Origin of the sequence: Breoghania sp. JC706 (assembly GCF_037026715.1) — a bacterium.
In the GTDB taxonomy this organism is placed as follows: domain Bacteria; phylum Pseudomonadota; class Alphaproteobacteria; order Rhizobiales; family Stappiaceae; genus Breoghania.
In genome coordinates this window covers 55,661-76,771 of sequence record NZ_JBANCG010000008.1, presented here as the reverse complement: position 1 = coordinate 76,771, position 21,111 = coordinate 55,661, and the positions used below count along the sequence as shown (strand labels likewise).

17 protein-coding genes are annotated in these 21,111 nt (G+C 63.6%); 9 read left to right on the top strand and 8 right to left on the bottom strand.

All coding sequences use genetic code 11. From position 1 onward, the window contains the following. Positions 1-32 precede the first annotated feature (32 nt). The 3 genes from V2L18_RS17315 (at position 33) to tgt (ending at position 2,921) form a co-directional block, all read left to right on the top strand. The gene (locus V2L18_RS17315; RefSeq protein ID WP_336179775.1) at positions 33-506 is read left to right on the top strand and encodes a peptidylprolyl isomerase; all 474 of its coding nucleotides are present in this window, start codon (positions 33-35) and stop codon (positions 504-506) included. Positions 507-690: 184 nt separating this feature from the next. Beyond that, positions 691-1,779 (top strand): tRNA preQ1(34) S-adenosylmethionine ribosyltransferase-isomerase QueA, encoded by a 1,089-nt coding sequence (gene queA / locus V2L18_RS17310; protein ID WP_336179557.1) that lies wholly within the window; start codon positions 691-693, stop codon positions 1,777-1,779. Then, positions 1,776-2,921: a tRNA guanosine(34) transglycosylase Tgt gene (gene tgt, locus V2L18_RS17305; protein ID WP_336179556.1), complete on the top strand. Its 1,146-nt coding sequence runs from the start codon at positions 1,776-1,778 to the stop codon at positions 2,919-2,921. The genes queA and tgt overlap by 4 nt, the downstream gene beginning before the upstream one ends. A gap of 51 nt (positions 2,922-2,972) precedes the next feature. On the opposite strand, the gene V2L18_RS17300 is transcribed toward tgt, so the two are convergent. From V2L18_RS17300 to V2L18_RS17290, 3 genes are all read right to left on the bottom strand, one after another. Continuing rightward, entirely contained in the window at positions 2,973-4,274 is a 1,302-nt protein-coding gene (locus tag V2L18_RS17300) for a nucleotide sugar dehydrogenase (RefSeq protein ID WP_336179555.1), read from the bottom strand. After that, positions 4,264-5,274 carry an NAD-dependent epimerase gene (locus tag V2L18_RS17295; protein WP_336179554.1) on the bottom strand — a complete coding sequence of 337 codons (1,011 nt, stop codon included), beginning with the start codon at positions 5,272-5,274 and terminating at the stop codon, positions 4,264-4,266. The genes V2L18_RS17300 and V2L18_RS17295 overlap by 11 nt, the downstream gene beginning before the upstream one ends. Before the next feature lie 203 nt (positions 5,275-5,477). Beyond that, complete coding sequence (locus V2L18_RS17290; RefSeq protein WP_336179774.1) at positions 5,478-6,209, bottom strand: ABC transporter permease; 732 nt, start codon at positions 6,207-6,209, stop codon at positions 5,478-5,480. Positions 6,210-6,445: 236 nt separating this feature from the next. On the opposite strand from V2L18_RS17290, the gene kdsA reads away from it, so the two are divergent. From kdsA to eno, 3 genes are all read left to right on the top strand, one after another. Beyond that, complete coding sequence (gene kdsA, locus V2L18_RS17285) at positions 6,446-7,297, top strand: 3-deoxy-8-phosphooctulonate synthase (RefSeq protein WP_336179553.1); 852 nt, start codon at positions 6,446-6,448, stop codon at positions 7,295-7,297. Positions 7,298-7,401: 104 nt separating this feature from the next. Next, a complete protein-coding gene (locus V2L18_RS17280; RefSeq protein ID WP_336179552.1) occupies positions 7,402-8,724 on the top strand; it encodes a UDP-glucose/GDP-mannose dehydrogenase family protein in 1,323 nt (440 codons plus the stop codon). Positions 8,725-8,828: 104 nt separating this feature from the next. After that, positions 8,829-10,103: a phosphopyruvate hydratase gene (gene eno / locus V2L18_RS17275; RefSeq protein WP_336179551.1), complete on the top strand. Its 1,275-nt coding sequence runs from the start codon at positions 8,829-8,831 to the stop codon at positions 10,101-10,103. A 43-nt stretch (positions 10,104-10,146) separates the two neighbouring features. Here the strand turns inward: eno and V2L18_RS17270 are convergent, their stop codons facing one another. From V2L18_RS17270 to V2L18_RS17255, 4 genes are all read right to left on the bottom strand, one after another. Further along, the gene (locus tag V2L18_RS17270; RefSeq protein ID WP_336179550.1) at positions 10,147-10,821 is read right to left on the bottom strand and encodes a DsbA family oxidoreductase; all 675 of its coding nucleotides are present in this window, start codon (positions 10,819-10,821) and stop codon (positions 10,147-10,149) included. A 262-nt stretch (positions 10,822-11,083) separates the two neighbouring features. Next, positions 11,084-12,376 carry a hypothetical protein gene (locus tag V2L18_RS17265; RefSeq protein ID WP_336179549.1) on the bottom strand — a complete coding sequence of 431 codons (1,293 nt, stop codon included), beginning with the start codon at positions 12,374-12,376 and terminating at the stop codon, positions 11,084-11,086. A 135-nt stretch (positions 12,377-12,511) separates the two neighbouring features. Next, positions 12,512-14,158: a class I adenylate-forming enzyme family protein gene (locus V2L18_RS17260; RefSeq protein WP_336179548.1), complete on the bottom strand. Its 1,647-nt coding sequence runs from the start codon at positions 14,156-14,158 to the stop codon at positions 12,512-12,514. Between the two features lie 28 nt (positions 14,159-14,186). Continuing rightward, complete coding sequence (locus tag V2L18_RS17255; protein WP_336179547.1) at positions 14,187-16,025, bottom strand: extracellular solute-binding protein; 1,839 nt, start codon at positions 16,023-16,025, stop codon at positions 14,187-14,189. Between the two features lie 425 nt (positions 16,026-16,450). Here V2L18_RS17255 and V2L18_RS17250 point away from each other — a divergent pair, with 425 nt between their 5' ends. Continuing rightward, positions 16,451-17,068, top strand: coding sequence for an invasion associated locus B family protein (locus V2L18_RS17250; RefSeq protein WP_336179546.1), 618 nt, complete (start codon positions 16,451-16,453; stop codon positions 17,066-17,068). A 100-nt stretch (positions 17,069-17,168) separates the two neighbouring features. Here V2L18_RS17250 and metC read toward each other — a convergent pair whose 3' ends face one another. Further along, a complete protein-coding gene (gene metC / locus V2L18_RS17245; protein WP_336179545.1) occupies positions 17,169-18,353 on the bottom strand; it encodes a cystathionine beta-lyase in 1,185 nt (394 codons plus the stop codon). 251 nt (positions 18,354-18,604) lie between these two features. Here metC and V2L18_RS17240 point away from each other — a divergent pair, with 251 nt between their 5' ends. Beyond that, the gene (locus tag V2L18_RS17240) at positions 18,605-19,621 is read left to right on the top strand and encodes an amino acid ABC transporter substrate-binding protein (protein ID WP_336179544.1); all 1,017 of its coding nucleotides are present in this window, start codon (positions 18,605-18,607) and stop codon (positions 19,619-19,621) included. Positions 19,622-19,913: 292 nt separating this feature from the next. After that, entirely contained in the window at positions 19,914-21,104 is a 1,191-nt protein-coding gene (locus V2L18_RS17235; RefSeq protein ID WP_336179543.1) for an amino acid ABC transporter permease, read from the top strand. The last annotated feature ends 7 nt before the right edge of the window (positions 21,105-21,111 follow it).

Below are 21,111 nucleotides of genomic sequence, written 5' to 3'. Positions count from 1 at the left end.
ACCGACTATCTGCAATACGAGAGGAAATGGCTTTGGCCGACATCAAGGATCCCGAAAACACGCTGCTCATGGAAACCTCCAAGGGCCCCGTCGTCATCGAAATGCGTCCGGACCTTGCTCCCGAGCACGTCAAGCGGATCAAGGAGCTGGTGCGCGAGGGCTTTTACGACGGTATCGTCTTCCACCGCGTGATCGATGGCTTCATGGCCCAGACCGGCTGCCCGCACGGCACCGGCACCGGCGGTTCCGGCAAGAAGCTGAAGGCGGAGTTTTCCAAGGAGCCGCATGTGCGCGGGACCGTCTCCATGGCGCGCGCGGCCGATCCCAATTCCGGCGACAGCCAGTTCTTCATCTGTTTTGCCGACTCGGTCTGGCTGAATGGCCAGTACACGGTCTGGGGCAAGGTCATCGAGGGCATGGAGAACGTCGACCAGATCAAGCGCGGCGAGCCCGTGCGCGATCCCGACAACATCGTCTCGGTCAAGGTCGCGGCCGACGCGGCCTGAACCTCGAACGTGGTCTGATACGGATTGTTGGCGGCGGTGCGGGATCTCTCGCGCCGCCGTCTTCGTGTCCGGCGCAAGTTGACCGCTCCGGCCCTGCGGCCTAAACAGCGGCCCTGATCCCGCGCCGCTCCCCGGCTCCGTTCCCGCGGCATGTGCCGCCCCGCAATCCAGTTCAGGCGCACCAATGCGTGTCGACGATTTCGATTTCGAGCTTCCCGAGGACCGCATCGCGCTGAGGCCCGCGCGGCCGCGCGACAGCGCCCGCCAGCTCATCGTGCATCCAGGCGGCGAGCCGGAGCTTTCCGACGACATCGTGGCCAACCTTGCCGCTCATCTGAGACCGGGAGATGCGCTCGTCTTCAACGACACCAAGGTGATCCCGGCTCAGCTTGAGGGCACGCGCGAGCGCGACGGGGCCATTGCACACATCGGCGTGACGCTGCACATGCGGGTTGCCGCCGACCGCTGGCGCGCCTTCGTGCGGCCCGCGAAAAAGCTGCGCGTCGGCGAGCGGGTGCGTTTCGGGACCCACGACGGCACGATGTGCTCCGCCGGCTTGCTCGACGCGACCGTTGCAGAAAAGGGCGAGGGCGGCGAGGTCGAGCTCGCCTTTGATCTCTCCGGCCCCGATCTCGACATCGCGATTGCGACCGCCGGCCACGTGCCGTTGCCGCCCTACATCGCCTCCAAGCGCGGCGAGGACGAGCAGGACCGCAAGGACTACCAGACCGTCTACGCGCGCCATGAAGGCGCAGTCGCTGCGCCCACGGGCGGACTGCATTTCACCGAAGATCTTCTCGCGCGCCTGCGAGCCCACGGCGTGGAGGAGCATTTCGTGACGCTGCACGTGGGGGCGGGAACCTTCCTGCCGGTGAAGGTCGACGACATCGCCGACCACAAGATGCACTCGGAGCTGTGCGAGGTGAGCGCGGAGACGGCCGAGGCTCTCAACGCGGTTCGCGCGCGTGGGGGGCGGGTCGTGGCGGTGGGCACCACCAGCCTCCGGCTTCTGGAAAGCGCGGCGACCCTGGACGGCGTCATCCATCCCATGCGCGCGCCGACGGATATCTTCATCACGCCGGGATACAGGTTCCGCGCGGTCGACATCCTGATGACGAACTTCCACCTGCCGCGTTCCACGCTGTTCATGCTGGTCTCGGCCTTCGCGGGGTTCGAGACCATGCACCGTGCCTATGCGCATGCCATCGCGAGCGGCTACCGCTTCTATTCCTACGGCGATTCCTCGCTGCTTTTCCCCCAGGAACGTACATGACCACCGAGGCCTTTTCCTTCTCCCTGCTTGCCACCGACGGCATGGCGCGTCGCGGTTTGGTGAAGACCCCGCACGGGCTCGTTCGCACGCCCGCCTTCATGCCGGTGGGCACGCAGGCGACCGTCAAGGCGATGTATCCGGAACAGGTGCGCGAGCTTGGCGCCGACGTGGTGCTGGGCAACACCTACCATCTGATGCTGCGCCCGACGGCGGAGCGCGTCGCCCGGCTTGGCGGCCTGCATAAGTTCATGAACTGGCCGCACACGATCCTCACCGATTCAGGCGGGTTCCAGGTCATGTCGCTCGCCCAGATCCGCAAGCTTTCGGAAAAGGGAGTGACGTTCCAGAGCCACATCGACGGCTCTCGCCACGAGATGACGCCGGAACGCTCCATCGAGATCCAGGGGCTTCTCGGCTCCGACATCCAGATGCAGCTCGACGAGTGTCTCAGGCTCCCCGCGCCGCGTGAAGAGGTCGAGCGGGCCATGCAGCTGTCGCTTCGCTGGGCGGAGCGTTCGCGCCAGCAGTTCGAGAAGATGGGCGGCCCGGGCAAGGGGCAGGGGCTTTACGGCATCGTGCAGGGCGGCGACGTGGCCGATCTGCGCGTGGCATCGGCCGAGGCGCTGTCGCAGATGCCGCTCGAGGGCTACTCGATCGGTGGGCTCGCGGTCGGCGAGCCGCAGGACGTGATGCTGCGGATGCTCGAGATCACGACGCCGGTGCTGCCGAAAACGAAACCGCGCTATCTGATGGGGGTGGGAACGCCCGACGACATCGTGGAATCGGTCGCGCGCGGCGTGGACATGTTCGACTGCGTGATGCCGACGCGCGCCGGCCGGCACGGACTTGCCTACACCCGCTTCGGCAAGATCAACCTGAAGAACGCCCGCCATGCGGACGATCCGCGCCCGCTCGACGAGACATCGTCGTGCCCGGCCGCGCGCACCTATTCGCGCGCCTACCTGCATCATCTGGTGCGTGCGGGCGAGGGCCTTGCCGGCATGCTGCTCACCTGGAACAATCTCGCCTATTACCAGAGCCTGATGCAGGGCATCCGCGACGCGATCGAGCAGGGTCGTTTCCAGGACTTCAAGGCAGAGGTGAAAGAAGGTTGGGCGAAGGGCGACTTGCCCGCGCTGTGATCGCCCGGGCCCGGCTGAAGGAGCGCGCGCAGGTGGTGCCGGCCGGGCAGGCTACAGCCTCCACAGCGTGACCCCGTCGGGCTTCGTCTCGCGCGGCAGGATGGCCGGGATGTCGGCGACGACGCCCACGCCGGATTTCAGGAAGCTTCCTACCAGCGCCCAGTCCGGCCGCCGGTTCGCAAAGGCATCATGCGGCACGGCGAGGATCACCGCATCGGCCGGAGCAACCGCATCGCCGGACAGCAGGTCCAGACCGTATTCCTCTCGAACCTGTTGCGGGTCCGCGAGCGGATCGATCACCTGGACGCGGACGGAGAATTTCTCCAGTTCGCGCACGAGGTTGACCACCTTGGAGTTGCGCGTGTCCGGCACGTTCGCCTTGTAGGTCACGCCCAGCACCGTGACCGTCAACGGGCCGCAACGCCCCAATGCGGCCGCCTCCTGCACGACGCTCGTCGCCACAAATCCGGCCATGTATTCGTTGATGCCGCGCCCGGCCAGAACGACCTGTGGCGTATGTCCGGCTGCCAGCGCCTTGTGGGTCAGATAGTACGGATCGACGCCAATGCAGTGTCCGCCCACGAGACCGGGCTGGAAATTCAGGAAGTTCCACTTGGTGCCGGCGGCTTCCAGCACGTCGCGCGTGTCGATGCCGAGCGTATGGAAGAGGACCGAAAGCTCGTTCATCAGCGCGATGTTGAGATCGCGCTGGGTGTTCTCGATGACCTTCGCCGCCTCCGCAACGCGGATCGACGGCGCAACGTGGATTGGCGCCGTCACCACCGAACCATAAAGCGCGGCAAGCCGTTGCGCGACCTCCGGCGTGCTGCCCGACACGACCTTTGCGATCGTCGAGAATTCCCGCGCCGGATCGCCCGGATTGATGCGCTCCGGCGAATATCCGACCTCGAAGTCCTTGCCAAAGACGAGCCCGGAACCGGCTTCCAGAACCGGTACGATTACTTCTTCTGTGGCCCCGGGATAGACGGTCGATTCGAAAACGAGGAGCGCACCCGGCTTGATCTGCTTCGCAAGCGTGCGTGCGGCTGCGACGAGAGGACGCAGGTCGGGCTGCTTGGCGCCGTCGATGGGGGTGGGGACGGCGACGATGTGGATATCGACATCGCGGAGGCTCTCCGGATCGCATGACAGGATCAGCCTGTCGTTTGCGAGCGCTTGACAGTCGATCGATCCCGTCCGGTCGCGACCGGATTTGAGTTCGGCGACGCGGGCCTCGTCGATGTCGAAGCCGACGACGGAGAAGCCGGCACTTGCGAAGGCCGCGGCCACCGGAAGGCCGACATAGCCGAGGCCGATGACAGAGAGGTGCCAACGGCGAGGATCAGACGTCATAATAGCTCCGATACCAGTCGACGAACGCCTTGACGCCGGTTTCCACCGGCGTTGCCGGCTTGAACCCGGTGGCAGTCTCAAGATCGCGCGTGTCCGCCCATGTGGCTGCCACGTCGCCCGGCTGCATCGGCATCAGGTTGCGGATCGCAGGCTTGCCGAGGGCTTTCTCGATCGCCTCGAGATAGACCATGAGCTGGACCGGCTGGGAGTTGCCGATGTTGAAAATACGATAGGGGGCCGAACTGACCGCCGGGTCCAGCGCTTCCGGATCCCAGTTTTCACAAGGGGATGCGGGCTTTTCCGCAATGCGCACAATGCCTTCGACGATATCATCGATGAAGGTGAAATCGCGCACCATATCGCCGTTGTTGTAGAGATCGACGGGCTCGCCGGCAAGGATCGCCTTGGTGAACTTGAACAGCGCCATGTCCGGCCGGCCCCACGGTCCGTAGACGGTGAAAAAGCGCAGTCCCGTCAGCGGAATCCGGAAGAGATGCGCATAGGAATGCGCCATCGCCTCGTTGGCCTTCTTCGTGGCCGCGTAAAAGGAGACAGGGTGATTGCCGCCGCGATGTTCGCTGAGGGGCATGGCACCGTCGAGGCCGTAGACCGAGGAGGTGGAGGCGAAGACGACATGCGCCGGCTGGTGGGCGCGAGCGGCTTCCAGAATGGAGAGAAAGCCGGTGATGTTTGAATCGACGTAGGCCTGCGGCGCTTCCAGCGAGTAGCGGACGCCCGCCTGCGCGGCCAGATGAATGACGCGGTCCGGCTTGTGCCGTTCGAAGAGGGACAACACCTTGTCGCGCTCTTCCAGCGATATCCGTTCCTCGATGAAGTTGTCGCTTGCCTTGAGGCGGGCAAGACGCGCTTCCTTCAGGGCCGGGTCGTAATAGCCGTTGAGATTGTCGAGACCGATGACGGTTTCTCCCGTCGAAAGCAGTCTTTTGGCCACGTGGTAGCCAATGAAACCGGCCGAGCCGGTTACCAGTACGCGTGCCATTCGAGCGAAGCTCCCGTCGATCCTGAATTTGTTTCCGGCGATCGAATTGGCTCGACTCGATCGCAAAGTGCCTGCCCGTGCAGGGGCCGGGGCGCATTGATGTGCCCTGGGCTCATCCCGATCGCGGGTTCGGACCGCATCGACCTATGCCGAGACTCGCCGAAAAATCAACGTCTGATGGTGACCGTGGATGGGGCGATACGCTAGGCGAGGATCTTGTTCCGGAAGACCCGCTCCAGAACGAGGGCAAGGAACAACCCGCCGAATGTGAAGGACAGCACGTAATCGACATTCACGAACGTGCTTTGAAAACCCGGAAAGAAGCCAGAGCGCAGCCATTCGATGCAATGCATCATCGGGTTCCAGGAGAGCACGGTGCGCACCTCGTTGGGCATGGAATCCGCCACGAAGAAGATGCCCGACAGGATGAACAGGGGGCGCGAGATGACACCCCAGATCTGCTCCCAGGCATGAAAATACGACATGATCACGCAGTTGATGATGCCGACGTTGAATCCCATGATCGCGAGCAACAGGAAGGGGATGATCACGTTGATCCAGTCCGCGTGCGGCATGGCTTTGTAGACAAAGCTGTGGGTGCCGACGATGATGGCGAAGATCGTGATCTGGGTGAGCGTTTCAAGGACCGCGCGCGAGACGAACGTATCGATCGGCTTGATGATCGGGAAGAACAGCAGCGGCTTGTTCTGCCTTATTGCGGTGCGCACCACGTTGCCGGTGTCCTTGAACGCCGAAAACGGCACGAGGCCCGTCGAAAAGAAGAGAACGAAGCTGTCGCCGACCGGCGGCACGTGCGATCCCATCGCCATGAAGATCATCGACATCATCAGCACCCAGCCGAGCGGTTCGACGAGCGCCCAGACATAACTGAGCTTCTGTTCGCCAAACTTTGAGCGCATTTCGCGCAAGACCATCGATGACGTGTTGCGAACGAAGATCTCTAGGGGTGAGCCAAGGCTGTTCATCGATTGTATGCGCTCGATCGGGTTGGTCGGTGCGGTCGTGATCGCTTTTGCGGGGCCAGTTTACACCATCCCGCGTGGCGAAATGGAAACCCTTTTCGCCGTGCTTCGCCCTCCATGCCATTGCGCAGCTGAGGGCTGCGCGGTATCAGTCCGGGCGTCGCGACGCGCACGCACGATATGCAGTCATGAAAGGCAGACTTGTGACGCACTGCAATGCCACCGTCGAGATCGGATCCGTCCGTTTTTCGAACACTCTTCCGCTCTCGCTGATCTGCGGTCCGTGTCAGATGGAAAGCCGCGATCACGCCATGGAAATGGCCTCCGCGATCAAGGAGATCGCCGAAAGTCTGGGCATGGGCCTCGTTTTCAAGACGTCCTTTGACAAGGCCAATCGCACCAGCCTTACCGGCGCCAGGGGGCTTGGCTTCGAAAAGGCGATGCCCGTTTTCGCCGAAATCAAGGAAACGCTGGGCCTGCCGGTTCTCACCGACGTTCACGAGCCCGAGCAATGCGCGGCGGTTGCCGAAGTTGTCGACGTGCTGCAGATCCCGGCCTTCCTCTGCAGGCAGACCGACCTTTTGGTCGCCGCAGCGAAGACAGGACGCGTGATCAACGTCAAGAAAGGCCAGTTCCTCGCCCCATGGGACATGCGCAACGTGGTCGCGAAACTGGTCGGTTCCGGTAATCCGAACGTGCTGCAGACCGAGCGCGGGGCGAGTTTCGGATACAACACGCTCGTATCCGACATGCGGGCGCTGCCGATCATGGCGCAGAACGGCGCACCCGTTATTTTCGACGCGACTCACTCGGTCCAGCAGCCGGGCGGGCAGGGGGCATCGTCGGGCGGGCAGCGCGAGTTCGTCCCGGTACTGGCGCGCGCTGCCGCGGCCGTCGGCGTCGCCGGCGTCTTCATCGAGACGCATCAGGATCCGGACAAGGCTCCCTCGGACGGCCCCAACATGGTGCCGCTCCATGAATTGAAGGACCTGCTCAAGACGCTGCAGGCGCTCGACGGGGTCGCCAAGGCGACCGTCTAGCGCGCGGGCTGGCGAGCGGGCCCGCCAGGCTGCGCTCGCAGCCTGGCGCATTGTTTCAGCCTCCATGCGGGGCGTAAAATCGTACCAATCCCCTGGGGGTTTTCATGCGCGTGACGATGATTGGAACCGGCTATGTTGGTCTGGTTTCCGGCGTGTGCTTCTCCGAGTTCGGTTTCGACGTGACCTGCGTCGACATCGACGAAACGAAGATTGCAACACTCAACGAACTTAAATCGCCGATCTACGAGCCCGGTCTCGATGAACTGATCGAACGCAACTACAAGGCCGGCCGGCTCACCTTCACCACGGATTTCGACAAGGCAGTGGCCGAGGCCGATGTGGTCTTCGTGGCTGTCGGAACGCCGTCCCGGCGCGGCGATGGCGAGGCGGACCTCAGCTATGTGTTCGAGGCCGCAAAGCGCATCGCCCACGCCATGCGCCCCGAGACGGTGATCGTCATCAAGTCGACTGTCGTCGTGGGAACCTGCCGCAAGGTGCACGATATCATCGCCGCCGAACGCCCCGGCGTCGCCTTCTCGATCGCTTCAAACCCGGAATTCCTGCGCGAGGGGTCCGCGATCGAGGATTTCATGCGGCCCGACCGGGTCATCGTCGGCGTCGAGGACGAGCGCGGCGAAAAGGCTCTTCGCCATCTCTACCGGCCGCTTTACCTGCGCGAAACGCCGATCATGGTGACCTCGCTGGAAAATGCCGAGATCACCAAATACGCGGCCAATGCCTTCCTGGCGATGAAGATCACCTTCATCAACGAGATCGCAAACCTGTGCGAGAAGGTTGGCGGCGACGTGCAGCAGATCGCTACCGGCATCGGTCTCGACAAGCGCATCGGGCCAAAATTCCTTCATGCCGGACCCGGCTACGGCGGCTCGTGCTTTCCCAAGGACACCAATGCGTTCGCCGCCACGGGCCGCAAGGCGGGAGCGCCGCAGCTTCTGGTGGAGACGACGATCGAGGTCAACGAGGCCCGCAAGCGTGCCATGGCCGATCGCATCCTGGAGGCGCTGGGCCCCAACCCGGCCGGCAAGGCCGTCGGTGTTCTCGGCATTGCCTTCAAGCCGAACACCGACGACGTCCGTGACGCGCCGAGCCTCGTTATCGTCCCGCGGCTCGTCGGTGCCGGCGTGAAGGTTCGCGCGCACGATCCGGAAGCGCGCGAGCAGGCTACGCCGCTGTTGCCCGGCCTGGAGTGGTGCGATCAGCCCTACGATGTCGCAAGGGATGCCGATGTCATCGTCGTGTTGACGGAGTGGAACGTCTATCGCGGCCTTGATCTCAGGCGCATAGCTGCGGCCATGGCGGGCAAGACGATCGTCGACCTGCGCAACATCTATCGTCCTCAGGACGTGGAAGATGCGGGGCTCGGCTACGTGAGCGTCGGCAAGAAAGGCATGTCCAGCGCTTGCTGACATGGCACCGATGAGGATCGGGCGGTCGGTCTTGCGACCGCCTCTGCGAACGGAATGCCGGCGACGTCAGGACGTCGGAGAGGCTTTAGGAACGGGAGTGCTTCATGACCGCTATCATCGATATTATCGGCCGCGAGATCCTCGACAGCCGCGGAAATCCGACCGTCGAGGTTGACGTCCTGCTGGAAGACGGCAGCAAGGGCCGGGCGGCTGTGCCGTCCGGGGCATCCACGGGCGTGCACGAAGCGGTCGAGCTGCGCGACGGCGGGGACCGCTACGGCGGCAAGGGCGTTCGCAACGCCGTCGAAGCCGTATCCGGTGAGATCTTCGAAGCGTTGATCGGCATGGATGCGGAGGTGCAGGTCGCGGTCGACGAAACGATGATCGATCTCGACGGAACCGCCAACAAGAGCCGGCTGGGCGCCAATGCGATCCTCGGCGTTTCGCTCGCGGTCGCCAAGGCGGCGGCCGAGGCGAGCGGGCTGCCGCTCTATCGCTATGTGGGCGGCACCGGTGCGCGGATCCTGCCTGTGCCGATGATGAACATCATCAACGGCGGCGTGCACGCCGACAATCCGATCGACTTCCAGGAATTCATGATCATGCCCGTCGGCGCCGACAGCATTGCGGAAGCCGTGCGCATGGGGGCGGAGGTCTTCCACACGCTGAAGAAGTCGCTGAAGGACGCCGGGCACAACACCAACGTGGGCGACGAGGGCGGTTTCGCGCCTGGGCTTGCCTCGGCCGACGAGGCCATCGGTTTCATCCTGAAGGCGATCGAGAAGGCCGGTTACACGCCGGGCGACGATATCTGCCTCGCGCTCGATCCGGCCTCCAGCGAGTTCTTCAAGGATGGCAAGTACCATCTGACAGGCGAGGGCAAGGTTCTGGCCCCGCAGGAGATGGCGGCCGTCTACGCCGACCTTGCCAAGCGCTATCCGATCATCTCGATCGAGGACGGCATGGCGGAAGACGACTGGGAAGGCTGGAAGGCCCTGACCGACATGGTCGGCGACAAGGTGCAACTGGTGGGCGACGATCTGTTCGTCACCAATTCCGAGCGCCTGCGCCAGGGCATCGAGAAGGGGGTCGCCAATTCCATCCTGATCAAGGTGAACCAGATCGGATCGCTGACGGAGACGCTGGACGCGATCCACACCGCGCACACCGCCGGCTACACGGCCGTCATGTCGCACCGTTCGGGCGAGACCGAGGACTCGACCATCGCCGATCTCGCCGTCGCGACCAATTGCGGGCAGATCAAGACCGGCTCTCTGGCACGCTCCGACCGGCTGGCCAAGTACAACCAGCTTATCCGGATCGAAGAAGAACTCGGCGCACAGGCCCGCTTCGCAGGCCGCTCGGTCCGCAAAAGCTGAGCACGGACGGGCGTCGAGCGCGTTCCCGCAGGGATGCCGGCCATCACATCGCGCTGGTGGCCGGTTCCCTGCTGGAGGACGCCGCTGCCGCCGCATTGCGGATCGCAGCCGCAAGGTTTTCCGGCGTTTCCGCTCCCATCAGCGCGTATTTTCCGTCGATGATGAAGCACGGAACACCCGTAACGCCCATGCGATGCGCCGTCTCGATCTCGGCCTGGGTCTCGGCGACGTCGGCGTCACTGTTCAGGAGTTCGGTAACGAGCTGCGCATCCATGCCGACCTCGCCCGCAAGTGCGATAAGGCCTTCGCGCCGGGTCAGGTCTATCCCTTCGAGGAAGTAGGCGGAAAACAGCCGCTCCACCAAGGCGTCCTGTTTGCCATCGTGGCGTGCCCATCGCACGAGCCTGTGGCAGTCGAGCGTGTTGGGAGAGCGGGCGATGCGGTCGAAGGCAAAAGTGATGCCGCTGTCCCGGCCTGCGGCGCTGATCCTGGCATAAATTGCCTGCGCGCGTTCCTCGCCGCCGAACTTCTCGCGAAGATAAAGCGCGCGATCCTTTCCGTCTGCAGGGAGGCTCGGGTCCAGCTGATAGGGGCGCCAGCGAACGTCCAGCGGCACCTCCACGAGCGTGCGGGCTTCCTCAAGCCGTCGTTTGCCGATGTAGCACCATGGACACATGATGTCCGAGATGACGTCGATCGTAAGCGTATGTCCGTGCATGCCGGAGCTCCCTTGGCATGGCTCTGGGCCGTTGCTTGCTCTCTCCTCCCGGCGTCATGTCTCGTTCTTTGTTGGCGAGATTATCGCATCTTTCGAACAATCTAGTGACTCGCGGCGCTCTGCCAATCCGGGTAAACGCAGTTTCGCAGCACGAATGATTGATGTGAGTGAGCCGTATCGCCGCGCCGCCCGGAATTATCGGGAGCGCCAGCGAGGCCGATTGCATCGCGTTGGAGCGATAACATGTTCATTAAAATGGAGTTTATGCCGCCGGGTCGAAAACCGTGACCCTTGCGGAGGCATCTAGCCGCAGGGGCGACGCACCGTTGTCGAGCGAGATCGGTGTGTTGCGAATTATCCCGCGGATGCGGCCGAGGGTGCGTTCCGTGTCTTCGGCACTGCTGTCTGGAAAGACCGTGACGAGGCCGCTGTCCTGAACGATCAGGGTCAGATCCTCGATACGGACCAGGCGCCGGATCAGCCTCAGCAACGGTCTATGAACCTCAAGTGCCTGCGCTGCGCTCAAGGTGCCGCAGTCGGCTTCGATCACCAGTCTGGTGACCGTCAGCGTCGCGTTCCGACGCGTCGCGGTCACGCTGGCGTGCTCAAGGTAACGTTGGAAGGTGCTCGCGGGAATGGTGCCGTCCGCTCCTGTCAGCGCATCCTGGCTGCGTAGAAGCATCTCCTGGGTCTGATGATCGAGGCGTCGCGTGCGGATGGCGCATGTCAACCGGACGAGCAGATCCGCGCGGGACGCTCGCAGGCTCACGACGTCGCTGGCGTGAGCCGCATAGGCCCGCTCCGCCATCGCCTTGTCGAAGTCTTCGGCGAGCACGATAATGGGCAGATCGTGGTGGACCGGATTGGACCGCAACAGCTGCAGCGTGTCGATTGCCTCGAACGGTGCCTGGTCGAGGACAACCGCGTCAAACGCCTGCCAGCCGAGATAGAGATTGGCCATGTCCGCTGTAAGGGCGGCGACGGTGTGAACCTCGGCGCCGAGAATGGATTCGATCTGGGAAAAACGGCCTCGGGTTCCGACCACCAGAATGGAGGGTCGGTCGCTGATCTGGTCGCAGGTCTCGTCTCCGGCCTGATCGCCGGGGATCTGCATGACGGGCGGGGCAACGGCGATGCCGGCCTCGCGCAGGGCGACAAGGCGAACAGCGACCTCGGCCTCCCTGGCTTTTGCGCGATTGAGCGAGCCGATCTGCCGAATAACGGCGGCAGGCGGTACCGGGTGGGTGAGAATTGCATCCGCGCGGATCGCCGCGACATCGGCGAAGGAACGGGAGGCGAGACAGACAAGCGGAATGTTTCTGTCGCCGATCGCCCGCTCGGCCGCCTCGATCCGGGAGACCAAATCCTCGTCCGACATGCCGGAGCAGTCGGCGACGACCGCGAGAATAATGGTGCTGTCGCGCAGAATGTCGTTGAGATCGGCTGGATCCGAACACGGATGCAACCGCTCGACCTCGCCGCGCAAGGCCTCCCGGAAACGCTCATCGCTGTCTGAAGCGGCATGCAGAGCTACGACTGTGCCCGTCAGCGACATCTCGCTCTTGCCCCGTCCTGTTCAACCCGGGCACAACCTGTCACCGGGCGATTAAGATGGGGCTAATAACGGGGCGCGGTGCGCGATGACTCTCCAACAGGAAAACGATCCTCCGTACGCCGATGGATCCGCACCCTAGATGGCTGTCCGCACCTCATGAAGCTGGACTTCCAGCGCCTTTCTGTTGACGAAGCCGTTGTCGGAGCGCGGGATCATATCGACCTCGACGAAACCTGCCGGTCGTCCCTGAAGGCCTATCTTGCGATCGGCGAGATAATTTTCGAAACCGGTCCGGTCGAAGGGCCTGGCGGACTTGCGCACGAGCGCTGCGTAGAGCCGTGTTCCCAGAACCGGATCCTCGGTCAGAAAGGCGGCTGCATCCTCGATCTCTTCGTATTCCCGGTAGAGCGCGTCGAGCGCGGCAAGGTCGAGGCTGACGCCTCCCACCAGGCCCGAATTGCCGAGGAACGGATTGACGTCGATATGCGTGATGCAATGCGCCTCGCCGAGCCCAATCAGCCGAGTGCGCAGAAAACCGTCGGCGGCGTCGGGCCAGTCTTCACGAGGCGCGCCCGGCCAGCCGCACTCGGGCACCATGGCGCCACGCACCAGCAGGCTGGCGGCGCCTGAACCGCGTGAGGCGCCACCGTCCGGGGTATCGAGCTTCAGTTCCGCAACCGAGATGCCACCCGCACCCTGACTGAGGCCGAGCGGCAGGGTTTGCACGTAGCTTGCTCCCTCACGCCGCTGCGCAATGGCCGCGAATTCCTGGATCAGCGTGACGTCGACAACGGTGTGGCCGGAAACGGGCTCCCCTTGCCGCTCCATGCCGGACTGCCAGACGGCGGCCAGGGTTGTGGGCGAGGTCAGGCGCTTCGCGGTGCTTGCCGCGAGCTGCCCCGGCACGACGACCAGATCCGCCTCCACGCTGGTTGCATGGCGGGTCATTCCGGAAAGGTTCTCGGGGTGATGGAGGTGCAGGGTGCCGGCCGCAAGAAGCCAGGGCACGAGACCGCATCCGAGCCCCGCGAGCCCCGTCATCGAATAGGGCAGAAGAATGCGCGCACCGTCGCCAATGCGACTTTCCAGCATGGTTGCGAGCCCGGCGGCCACCCAGTGATTGTGCGTGCGCGGGACGGGAAGAGGGCGCCCGGAGGCTCCCACCGTCCATGTCAGCGTCGCCAGATGGTCCGCAGCCTTTTCGCCCCGGACGATGTCGGCCGGAGGAATTTCGTCGCCGACCTCGGCAAGAACCGTTGAGAGGGAAATCAGCCCATCGGGCAGATCGTCGCCGAGGCCGAGCACGTAGCGCAGGCCGAAGACCTCCACTGCGGCATCGCGCATCCAGTCGGCCGCCGCCGCTCCCTCCAGCCGGTCGGTGGTGATCACCGCCTTGGCGCCCACTGTGGAAAGAGCGTCCGCGATCTCGCGTCCGCGCCAGACGAGCGGGATCGGCGAAACGATGAGGCCGGCGCGCAGAGCCGCCAGGATGATGACAGCCGCATCGGTCGTGTTCGGCAGTTGCAGGCCGATGACGCTGTCGGGCGCAAGCCCGAGCGCCTTGAACAGACCGGCAAGACGGGAAATCTCCTGGTCCGCCTCCTGATAGGTCAGGCTGCGCGCCGCGCCGCTTGTCCACGTGGCGCGGTTCGGCTCATCGACGAGCGCAATCCTGTCGGGATGCTTCTTGGCCGTCTTGCGGAACAGCGCGTCGAGCGCCACCCGGCCCCAGACGCCGGAGGCGTGATTGCGCTCGATCGTCGACGCGGACGAGAGGATCATGCGCCCCTCCTCAACAATGGGTTTGCGCTCATTGAACCGTGTCATCATGCCACCAGGTGTCCAGGCGATAGCCCGTTAGCGGGGTGATCTCGGTCGGTACGATGCGACGCCATCTGGCGATCCAGTCGGCGGGCAGATGAAAGAGCGGCACGGCATAGGACCCCGAGATCAGCACCCGGTCCAGTGCACGCACGGCAGTCACGAAATCCTCGCGCGTGCGTGCGTTCAGCAGCGCGGCGATCATCGCATCGAGCGCCGGTTCGCGCGCGCCGGCGAAATTGAACGAGCCTTCCTCGTCCGCGCTCGCAACGGACCAGCGCAGCGTCTGCTCGTTGCCGGGCGAGAGCGACGCGGTCCATGTCGCCACCGTCATGTCGTAGTCAAAGGCGATCCGCCGCCGCTCGTACTGCGCGGAATCGACCGTTCGCACGGAGACCTCGATGCCGATCCGCTTGAGCGTGCGGGCGTAGGAAAGCGCCAGCCGCTCCTCGTCGGATGATCGCGTCAGGATTTCGAAGGACAACGGCTGACCGGTCTCCTGATTGACCATCGTCCCGTTCGAGATGGTCCAGCCGGCCTCGTGCAGCATCTTGACGGCGCGCGCGAGCGGGGCCCGGTCGGTTCCGCTGCCGTCGGTGTGCGGCGGATGCCAGGTGCCGTTCATCACATCCGGCTGCACGGCATCGGGGAACGGGGCGAGCAGGGTTTTTTCCGCCGCGGAGGCGGGGCGCCCGATCGCGGAAAGGTCGGATCCGTCGAAATAGCCTTCGGTGCGCTTGTAGAGCCCGAAGTAGAGATTCTTGTTCACCCACTCGAAATCGAAAAGCTGCACGAGAGCGCGGCGCACGCGGACATCGGCGAAGATCGGCCGCCGCGTGTTGAAGACGAAGCCTGTCATTCCCGCAGGCTGGTTGTTGGTAAAGCTCTGCTTGACCACGTCGCTCTTCTCAACGGCCGGAAAGTCGTAGCTCTGGGCCCAGCGCTTGGGGTCGGTCTCGATCAGCAGGTCGACGATGCCCTTCTTGAAGGCCTCGAAGAGCGAATTGCGATCGCGGAAATATTCGAATCGGATCTCGTCGAAATTGTCGTGCCCGATCTTTGCCGGCACCTTCGCGCCCCAGTAGTCCGGATTGCGCTTGAACACGATGGAACTGCCCGGATCGACCTTGGCAACCGTGTAGGGGCCGGAGCCGACAGGAATGTCCAGCGAGGATTTGTCGAAGGTCGCGGGATCGATCGCGTGTTGCGGCAGGATGGGGGCGAGACCGATCAGCAGCGGCAGTTCCCGGTCCTTGCCATCTTCGAAGATGAGCCGCACGGTGCGCGCGTCACGGCTTTCCATGCGCACGATCTTGCGAAACCAGGTGCGGTAGTGCGGCCGGCCGGAATCGCGCAGCAGCGCCAGCGAGAAGATCACGTCCTCGGCGGTAACCGGAGTGCCGTCGGAGAATCTGGCTTCCTTGCGCAGCCGGAATTCGACCCAGTCGCGTTCCGGTGGTGTTTCCACGCTTTCTGCAAGCAGTCCGTAGACGGTGAAGGGTTCGTCGCGGTTGCGGACCAGAAGGCTCTCGTAGACGTTGTTTCCGAACTGGATATCCCACAGTCCGCGCGCCGCTACACCCTTGATGATGAAGGGGTTGAGGCTGTCGAACGTGCCCTGGACGCCATAGGTGATGCTTCCGCCCTTCGGTGCCTGCGGATTGACGTATGGAAAATGCGTAAAGCCGGCGGGCAGCGCCGGTTCGCCGTGCATCGCAAGACCTTCGGCTGGAGCGGCATGGCCCGGCAGCACGGCAAGTCCGCAGAAGAGCACGGCGATCAGGGCAAGCAGCAGGAGAGGCAGGGTGCTTGAATGCGGGCCGGGCACTTCTGTGGCCAGCGATGTTTGTGTGGCCAGCGACGTTTGGCCCGGGCGCGGCCGCCGCACCCTGTACGCGAAAGCATTTACCATAAACAGCGTCGCCGTCATGTCTAACGCACGGTCTTCTGCCCGGAGGACCGGGTATAGACCGGCGATCTGCGAAAAAAGCGTTGATTCTGACGCTCATCCTATCACACAAGGAGGCCGCCCGGTCCTTCGTAGTAGTCAGAATGACTGGCAATTGATGGAGTGAGCCGTTATTCATGCGGCGCAGGACAAGGGCAGTCACCGTCTCGCCGCAATTGCCGGCGATGGAGGGCCCAGGATTTTGGGGCGGTCCCGCTGAGCGGGGACCGGACGGGACGGCCCGCCGGGAAACAGGGAAGCAAGGACGAATTCGTATGGCCAATAGGTACTCCGGAGTTCGAGCCGTGGCGCAGGGAGCGTTCGCCGCGCTGGCCGTGCTCGGCTTCACCACCATCGCATCGGCGCAGTCCTCGGACGCGCCTGCGGCTCAACCCGGCGCCGAGTCCGCTTGGACGAAGGTTTGTAACACCGATCCCAAGAGCAAGAAAAAGATCTGCATGACTTTGCAGAACAAGGCGACCGACACCGGTCAGCTGCTCGCTCAGGTCGCCATTCGCGAGATCGAAGGCGAGGATCGCAAGTCGATGGCGGTTATCGTTCCGCCGGGAATGCTCATCCAGCCGGGCCTGCGCGTGCAGATCGATGGCGGCCAGCAGAAGGCCGGCAAGTACAACATCTGCTTCTCCAACGGCTGCGTCGGCGAGTTCCTGATCGATGATGCGTTCATCGATGCCCTGAAGAAGGGCAACAACCTCGTTCTGACGACGCTGAACCAGCAGAACAAGCCCGTGCAGCTGGAGCTGACGCTCGTCGGCTTCACCAAGGTTTATGAAGGCGCCGGCCTGAGCCCGCAGGATCTTCAGGCCAAGCAGGAAAAACTGCAGCAGGAGCTTCAGAAGCGCGCCGAAGACGCCCGTCAGAAGCTGATCGAGCAGCAGAAGAAGGCGACCCAGTCCGAGTGATCTCGGACCATCGGGGTTCTTGAAGACAAGAAAACGGCGGCGGTCCGAACGGGACCGCCGCCGTTTTCGTTTGTTGGTTATCTGAGGGCGGAGAGAACCGTCAGCCGCGCGCCGCGTTGAAGGCGGCGAAGCCGCGCTCCAGATCGGCCATCAGGTCGGCGGGATCCTCAAGGCCGATGTGCAGGCGCAGCAGCGCGCCCTCGGCATCCCAGCTGGTCGCGGTGCGGATCGACTTCGGCCGCGGCCAGGTGAGCAGGCTTTCAAAGCCGCCCCACGAATAGCCGAGCCCGAACATCTCCAGGGCATTGATGAAGGCCTCGACCGCCGCGTCCGGGGCGGGGGCGAGCTCCACCGCGAACAGGCCGCTCGCTCCATCGAAGTCCCGCTTCCAGATGTCGTGACCGGGCGCGCCGGGAAGGGCCGGGTAGAGGACGCGGGCGACGTCGTCCCTGCGCGACAGCCAGTCGGCCACCTGCAGCGCATTCTTCATGTGCCGCTCCAGCCGCACGCCCATCGTGCGCAATCCACGCAGGGCGAGGTAAATATCGTCCGGCCCCACGCACATGCCCATGTCGCCGTGCGTCTTCTCCAGTGCCTTCCACGCCCGTTCACTGGCGGCAATGGTTCCGATCATCACGTCGGAATGGCCGACGATGTACTTGGTGCCGGCCTGGATCGACAGATCGACCCCATGCTCGATCGGCTTGAAGTAGAGGGGAGAGGCCCAGGTGTTGTCGTTGAGGACGATCGCGTCGCGCTTGTGGGCCATCTCCGCAATCGCGGGAATGTCCTGCATCTCGAACGTGAGGGAGCCGGGCGCCTCGGTGAAGACGGCACGCGTCTCGGGCCGGAAGGCCGCTTCAAGGGCGTCGAGATCGGTCGGATCGTAGTAGCTGACGGAAACGCCGAAGCGAGCCAGCACCGAATTGCAGAAATTGCGGCACGGCCCGTAGACGGAATCCGCCACGAGAAGGTGGTCGCCGGCCGACAGGCACGACTGCAGCGCAACGGCGATGGCGGCAAGGCCCGACGGGGCAAGGCGTGTACCGGCCGCCCCTTCCAGCGTCGTCACCGCTTCTTCGAGCGCGTCCGACGTCGGCGTGCCGCGCCGGGCATAGGTATAGCGCTGGCCGCCGGTGGACATCGTCTCGATATCGGGGAACAGGACGGTAGAGGCATGAATGACGGGCGGATTGACGAAGCCATGGTTTTCCGCCGGATGGCGCCCGACATGGGCGAGCAGGGTGTCGGGATTTGTCTGAGTGTCTGGCTTTTTCTTGGTCATGTTCACGTTCTGTGCAAATGCAAATGGATGTTGTTTGGGCAGATGTGACGGGTCTGGAGACCGAGGCGGGAGGATGCTCTTGACCGAACTTTCCAAATGTCCTCGAATAAGTCCTTGGGGCGAATACAACCGCGCCGTATGGGTGGAGAAGGTCGTACAGGCAAGCGGGCTCGTTCTGATTGTAAGAGTTTATACTTATTCGCCCCCAATACGCTAACGCATCAACCGGGCAACAGAAAAGGCTTCAATCGATGACCAATAAATTTTTGCCGCTCGTCTTGGGAGCGGCGCTTGGAATGGCCGTTACGGCCGCCAGCGGCGCAACGCTGGACGATGTCAAGGCGAAGGGGTTCGTTCAGTGCGGCATGAGCCAGGGGTTGCCTGGCTTCTCCAATCCCGATTCCAGCGGCAACTGGTCCGGCCTCGACGTGGACTTCTGCAAGGCCATGGCCGCCGCGATCTTTGGCGACGCGTCCGCCGCGAAGTACACGCCGCTCTCCGCCAAGGAACGCTTCACCGCGTTGCAGTCGGGTGAAATCGACGTGCTGCCGCGCAACACGACCTGGACGATGACCCGCGACACCACGCTGGGTCTGAACTTCGTCGGCGTGAACTACTATGACGGCCAGGGCTTCATGGTCCGCAAGGCTCTCGGCGTGTCCTCGGCGCTGGAACTCTCCGGCGCCTCGATCTGCACCAACACGGGCACGACGACGGAACTCAACGTCGCCGACTATTTCCGTGCCAACAACATGCCCTACGAAATCGTGGCATTCGAAAAGTCGGATGAAGTCGTGCAGGCCTATGATTCCGGCCGCTGCGACGTCTATACGACCGATGCCTCGGGCCTTTACGCCCAGCGCCTGAAGCTGACCAATCCGGACGAGCACATGGTGCTGCCGGAAATCATCTCCAAGGAGCCGCTCGGGCCCGTCGTGCGTCAGGGCGACGACCAGTGGTTCAACATTGCCAAGTGGACGCTCTTCGCGATGGTCAACGCGGAGGAACTCGGCGTGACGAAGGCCAATGTCGACGAGATGAAGTCGTCCGACAATCCGGCGATCAAGCGGCTGCTCGGTCTTGAGGGGTCCTTCGGCGAGAACCTCGGTCTGTCGAACGACTGGGCCTACAACATCATCAAGGCCGTGGGCAATTACGGCGAGAGCTTCGACAACAATGTCGGGCCCAAGACGCCGCTCGGCATTTCCCGAGGCCTCAATGCGCTGTGGTCCAAGGGCGGGATCATGTACGCCCCGCCGATCCGCTAGCGGTTCTTCGCGCCCGGCCGGAAGCCAACCGGCCGGGCGTCTCGTATCCGGGCACACGTCAAGCAAGCTGGGCTGATGGGGGGCGGTCGCGAATGCGGCCGGGCACCCTTTGGGATGGCGTATGCCGAATTGCGGGAGCACATGGCCGGCCGCAACCTCATTCGGGGCGGGGCGGGGCGGGGTGGAGCGGCCAAGGAAGCGATGAGGAAGGCCGGTTGAGCGGCGCCCGGCGGCAGTCTCCCTGTCGATCGACATGACGTGGAAACGCCGTCGCAGCAAATGGGCGAGAACAATGGCTATTCAGGAGCATTCTTCGACGGATTTTCCGTCGAGTGGATCCGTCTTGTATGATCCGCGAATTCGAAGCGTATTCTATCAGCTGGTGGTGGTTTTGATCGTCGTCGCCCTCGGGTGGGAGATCATTTCCAATACGCTCGCCAACCTGGAGCGACAGAGCATCGCCTCAGGCTTCGGCTTTCTCCAAGACACGGCCGGCTTCGGCATCATTCAGACGCTGATCCACTACACGGAGACGTCGGATTATGGCCGCGCTCTCCTCGTCGGTCTTCTGAACACGGTCCTCGTGGCGTTCATCGGCGTGGCCCTCGCGACGATCATCGGCTTTGTCGTCGGCGTCGCCAGGCTCTCCAGCAACTGGATCATTTCAAGGCTCGCCTATCTCTATATCGAGATTTTGCGGAACATCCCGCTGTTGTTGCAGATCTTCTTCTGGTACTTCGCCGTGCTGCGCGCCGTTCCCTCGCCGCGAAACAGCATCATGTTTCTCGACAGCATCTTCATCAACAATCGCGGGATCTACGGGCCGAGAACGGTCTTCGGTGAAGGCGCCCTCGCGATTGGGGTCGCGTTTCTGCTGGCCATCGCCGCCGCGATCGCCTTGCATGTCTGGGCGCGCAAGCGGCAGGAGGCCACAGGCGAGCGGTTTCCGTCGGGACTGGCGGCGCTCGGACTGATCGTCGGCCTGCCGCTCGTCGCCTTCTTTGGGGCCGGCATGCCGGTGTCCATCGAGTATCCGCAGCTGCGCGGCTTCAATTTCGTCGGTGGACTGCAGCTCACGCCGGAATTCGTGGCGCTGTGCCTGGCTCTGTCGATCTACACCGCATCCTTCATCGCTGAAATCGTCCGTGCCGGCATCCTTGCGGTGAGTCACGGGCAGACGGAGGCGGCGAGCGCACTGGGGCTGCGGCCGGGCCCGACGCTTCGCCTTGTCGTCATTCCTCAGGCCATGCGGGTCATCATTCCGCCGCTGACCAGTCAGTATCTGAACCTTACCAAGAACTCGTCACTGGCGGTGGCCATCGCCTATCCCGATCTCGTCTCGGTCGGCGGCACTGTGCTCAACCAGACGGGGCAGGCGATCGAGATCATCGGAATCTGGATGATGGTCTACCTGTCGCTGAGCCTCATCACGTCGGCATTCATGAACTGGTACAACCAGCGCATGGCGCTGGTGGAACGGTAGGAGGACG

What these genes read in the sequence shown, in the direction of transcription:
- queA (WP_336179557.1), top strand. Translation starts at nt 691, where the DNA reads ATGCGTGTCGACGATTTCGATTTCGAGCTTCCCGAGGACCGCATCGCG.
- tgt (WP_336179556.1), top strand. Translation starts at nt 1,776, where the DNA reads ATGACCACCGAGGCCTTTTCCTTCTCCCTGCTTGCCACCGACGGCATG.
- V2L18_RS17300 (WP_336179555.1), bottom strand. Translation starts at nt 4,274, where the DNA reads ATGACGTCTGATCCTCGCCGTTGGCACCTCTCTGTCATCGGCCTCGGC.
- V2L18_RS17295 (WP_336179554.1), bottom strand. Translation starts at nt 5,274, where the DNA reads ATGGCACGCGTACTGGTAACCGGCTCGGCCGGTTTCATTGGCTACCAC.
- V2L18_RS17290 (WP_336179774.1), bottom strand. Translation starts at nt 6,209, where the DNA reads ATGGTCTTGCGCGAAATGCGCTCAAAGTTTGGCGAACAGAAGCTCAGT.
- kdsA (WP_336179553.1), top strand. Translation starts at nt 6,446, where the DNA reads ATGAAAGGCAGACTTGTGACGCACTGCAATGCCACCGTCGAGATCGGA.
- V2L18_RS17280 (WP_336179552.1), top strand. Translation starts at nt 7,402, where the DNA reads ATGCGCGTGACGATGATTGGAACCGGCTATGTTGGTCTGGTTTCCGGC.
- eno (WP_336179551.1), top strand. Translation starts at nt 8,829, where the DNA reads ATGACCGCTATCATCGATATTATCGGCCGCGAGATCCTCGACAGCCGC.
- V2L18_RS17270 (WP_336179550.1), bottom strand. Translation starts at nt 10,821, where the DNA reads ATGCACGGACATACGCTTACGATCGACGTCATCTCGGACATCATGTGT.
- V2L18_RS17265 (WP_336179549.1), bottom strand. Translation starts at nt 12,376, where the DNA reads ATGTCGCTGACGGGCACAGTCGTAGCTCTGCATGCCGCTTCAGACAGC.
- V2L18_RS17260 (WP_336179548.1), bottom strand. Translation starts at nt 14,158, where the DNA reads ATGATCCTCTCGTCCGCGTCGACGATCGAGCGCAATCACGCCTCCGGC.
- metC (WP_336179545.1), bottom strand. Translation starts at nt 18,353, where the DNA reads ATGACCAAGAAAAAGCCAGACACTCAGACAAATCCCGACACCCTGCTC.
- V2L18_RS17240 (WP_336179544.1), top strand. Translation starts at nt 18,605, where the DNA reads ATGACCAATAAATTTTTGCCGCTCGTCTTGGGAGCGGCGCTTGGAATG.
- V2L18_RS17235 (WP_336179543.1), top strand. Translation starts at nt 19,914, where the DNA reads ATGGCTATTCAGGAGCATTCTTCGACGGATTTTCCGTCGAGTGGATCC.